General features: G+C 59.6%; 3 protein-coding genes. 1 reads left to right on the top strand and 2 read right to left on the bottom strand.

What is annotated here, in order from left to right; genetic code table 11:
* Both QAT43_RS14520 and typA read right to left on the bottom strand, forming a co-directional pair.
* A partial coding sequence (locus QAT43_RS14520) for an NAD(P)-binding domain-containing protein (protein ID WP_305043807.1) occupies positions 1 to 298 on the bottom strand: 298 nt, incomplete at its 3' end.
* A 105-nt stretch (positions 299 to 403) separates the two neighbouring features.
* Positions 404 to 2,215, bottom strand: coding sequence for a translational GTPase TypA (gene typA / locus QAT43_RS14515; RefSeq protein WP_305043806.1), 1,812 nt, complete (start codon positions 2,213 to 2,215; stop codon positions 404 to 406).
* Positions 2,216 to 2,441: 226 nt separating this feature from the next.
* On the opposite strand from typA, the gene QAT43_RS14510 reads away from it, so the two are divergent.
* Complete coding sequence (locus QAT43_RS14510; RefSeq protein ID WP_305043805.1) at positions 2,442 to 3,716, top strand: M48 family metalloprotease; 1,275 nt, start codon at positions 2,442 to 2,444, stop codon at positions 3,714 to 3,716.
* Positions 3,717 to 3,858 lie beyond the last annotated feature (142 nt).

Here is a 3,858-nt window from a genome sequence, read left to right as displayed (position 1 = left end):
GGCTGTGGGTGCCCATGTCCACCAGCAGGGTGCCGGGATCCAGCCCTTGCAGGAAGCTGCGATCTCCGGAGAACATCGCCTCGGTCTCCTCCTTTTCGGGGAGGATGATGATGACCATGTCCTTTTTACTCGCCGCCTCCAGGGGCGTCTTGGCTCCCTTGGCGCCCATGCGGACCAGATCCGCGACGGCGTCGGCCTGGCGATCGTATACCGTTAGATTGTAGTTGCCTTTGAGCAGGTTGATCGCCATGTGGCGGCCAACCGTACCCAGCCCCAGAAAACCGATCTCCTTGAGCATGAGAACCTCCCCCAAGATGTGATGAGACAAAACAATCTTATGCTATACCCGCCGCGCCGGAAAAACAACACGGAATAATGGAAAAGGGCAGAGAGGTTTTCCGGATTACTTGGCCTTTTTTTCCTGGCGCTTGCGCTCGTTGGCATCGAGGTACTTTTTCCGCAGGCGGATGGACTTGGGGGTGATTTCCACCAGCTCGTCCTCGTCGATGAATTCCAGCGCCTGCTCCAGGCTGAAAATACGCGGCGGCGTCAGGCGAATGGCGTCGTCGCTGCCCGAGGCGCGAACGTTGGTGAGTTTCTTGCCCTTGCAGGGGTTGACCACCATATCGTCTTCCTTGGCATTCTGTCCGATGACCATACCCTCGTAGACCTCGATGCCCGGCCCAATGAACAGAATCCCGCGCTCCTGCAGGTTGAACAGGGCGTAGCCGGCGCTTTCCCCATGTTCCATGGCGATGAGCACGCCGTTCTTGCGTCCCTGGATATGTCCCTTGAAGGGTGCGTAATCATGAAAGGTGTGGGTCATGACGCCGGTGCCGCGCGTGTCGGTGAGAAATTCGGTACGAAAGCCGATCAGCCCGCGGGAGGGTACGATGAACTCCATGCGATTGAGGCCGTCCATGGGCTGCATGGAAACCATCTCGGCCTTGCGCACGCCAAGCTTTTCGATCACCGTGCCCTGGAACTCCTCGGGCACATCGATCACCAGGTATTCGGTGGGTTCGCACACCTGACCATTGATTTCACGCAGGATGACCTCGGGCTTGGACACCGCCAGTTCGAATCCCTCGCGACGCATGTTCTCGATGAGAATGGACAGATGCAGTTCGCCGCGCCCGGAGACCTTGAAGGTGTCCGTGTTGTCCGTATCCTGCACGCGCAGCGACACATTGGTGCGCAATTCGCGCTGCAGGCGCTCGCGGATCTGCCGCGAAGTGAGAAACTTGCCTTCGCGACCGGCGAAAGGCGAGGAATTGACCATGAAGTTCATGGCAATGGTCGGTTCATCGATGGAAACATAGGGCAGGGCATGGGGATCATCAAGGCTGGCGAAGGTTTCGCCGATGCCGACTTCCTCGAAACCGGCCAGGGTGACGATGTCGCCGGCGGAGGCGTCGCTGATCTCGACCTGGCGCAGTCCTTCGTAGCCGAGCAGTTTGGAAATGCGTCCACGCACGATTTCGCCGCCGCGTTTGACCAGGGCGATGCTTTCACCGGCCCTGACGCTCCCATTGAAGATCTTGCCGGTGGCGATGCGGCCGATGTAGTCGTTATAATCAATATGCGTGACCAGCATCTGGAAGGGCCGGTCGGGATTGACCTCGGGCGGTGCCACGCGCTCGCGAATCATCTGGAACAGGGGCTCCAGGTTGGCGGATTCATCCTTGAGGTCGCGCTTGGCGATGCCCTGCTTGGCGCTGGCGAAAACGATGGGAAAGTCGAGCTGTTCCTCGCTGGCGTTGAGTTCGCAGAACAGGTCGAAAACCATGTCCACCACCTTTTCCGCGCGGGCGCCGGGGCGGTCGATCTTGTTGATGACGACGATGGGCTTGAGGCCGAGGTCCAGGGATTTCTTGAGCACGAAGCGGGTCTGGGGCATGGGGCCGTCACAGGCGTCGACCAGCAGCAGCACCGAGTCGACCATCTTGAGCACCCGCTCGACTTCGCCGCCGAAGTCGGCATGACCGGGGGTGTCGACGATGTTGATCTTGAGGTCGCCGTGGCGGATGGAGAGGTTCTTGGCGAGAATGGTGATGCCGCGTTCCTTCTCGATGTCGTTGCTGTCCATGACGCGTTCGGTGATGACCTGATTTTCGCGAAAGACGCCTGACTGCTTGAGCATGGCGTCGACCAGGGTGGTCTTGCCGTGGTCGACGTGAGCGATAATGGCGATGTTGCGGATGTGCTGGGGCATTTAGGATCTCCTCGAATCTTTCAGCTGGCGGATTGGCAAAACCTTTCAAGTTTAGTGAGGTTGCCGGAAAAAGCCAAATAGAATTTTTGTGTTGGTCGGCATCTCTTGCCAAAGGGTCAGATTTATTTAAAATTTCCGTGTAGGTCGTGGATTGAATTTTCCCAGGAGGAAAGGAACTATCGCTATGAAGGTGAAAAAATACGCCCTTACAAGGTTTTCTGCGGTGTTGCTCACTTTGCTTTGGCTGGCCGGTTGTGCCGTCAATCCGGTGACCGGGCGCTCGGAGCTGGCTCTCATGCAGATTTCCGAGGCGGAGGAAATTTCCATCGGCCAGAAAACCTTTCCCCAGGTTCTCCAGCAAATGGGCGGCGACTATCCTGATCCGGTCCTGCGCGCTTATGTTGAGCAGGTCGGGCAGCGCGTCGCCCGCTACAGTCACCGGCCGGACCTGCCTTATCAGTTCGCGGTGATTAATGACTCAACGCCCAATGCCTTCGCCCTGCCGGGTGGTCCCATCGCCATCACGCGAGGATTGCTGGTGGTCATGGAAAATGAAGCGCAGCTCGCCTCGGTTCTCGGGCACGAGGTCGGTCACGTCACCGCCCGCCACTCGGTGGCCGGCATGCAGCGCGGCGCCCTGCTCAATGTCGGACTGGCGGTGATTTCCGGGGTGGCCGGCGATGCCGCCTACGGTCCGCTGGCACAGCAGGCCGGACAATTGGCGGCGACGCTCATCGATAACACTTACAGCCGCGAACAGGAACGCGAGTCCGACCGGCTGGGCATTGACTACATGGTGCGGGCCGGCTATGACCCGCGCGGGGCGGTGCAGCTTCAGGAGTTGTTCTATCGCAAGCTCGAAGGCGGGGCCGAGCCTGGCTGGGTCGGCGGCCTATTCCGGACTCACCCGTTTTCCCGGGAGCGCATGCTGGAAAATCAGGCGTACATCCAGACCACCTATCCCCAGGCTACGGCAGCGGCGGGCTTCACCTTCAATACCCGGGAGTTTCAGCAGGCGACAGCGTCCCTGCGCCAGAAACAGAAAGGCTTCGAGCTCTATGACCAGGGTCGCCAGCTTGAAGCGCGCAATCAGTTGCCCCAGGCCATTGCCGCTTATCAGCAGGCGCTTCAGGCCGCGCCCAACGAATCCCTGATCTATACCCGCCTGGGTTTGGCCTCTCTCAAGGCCGAGGATCTGGTGCCGGCGCGTCGCTACCTGCAAAGAGCGGTTGAGCTCAACGGCAATTACTATGAATCGCGCATGGGTCTGGGCTTCGTTTTGCTGCAACGGGGGGAAAACCCCGCCGCCGTGCGCGAACTCGAACAAAGCATGAAATTGCTGCCGACCTTGCAGGGTGGTTACTTGTTGGCCCAGGGCTATGAAAGAACCGGGGAACGGCAAAAAGCCCTGGCGCTCTACCGAAATGTGGCCGAAGCCGACCGCGGCGGCAAGATCGGACAGGCAGCCGCCGAGCGAGTTCGGGCGCTGGAAGGCCGCTGATGGACCGGCAGCCGTTTCTTGGAAAAAACGAAGTGCTGCGCTGGGAGGCCAAACCGGCGCCGCGCTGCTATACCTTTCGCAACTGGCGTCGCTCGGTTCTGGGTTTGCTGCTGTTGCTGCTCGGCGTTTACATGGAGATGGT

It is taken from the genome of Geoalkalibacter sp. (assembly GCF_030604225.1).
In the GTDB taxonomy this organism is placed as follows: Bacteria; Desulfobacterota; Desulfuromonadia; order Desulfuromonadales; family Geoalkalibacteraceae; genus Geoalkalibacter.
Note: the sequence above shows the minus strand (reverse complement) of the source record. Positions and strands in the feature narration are given on the sequence as shown.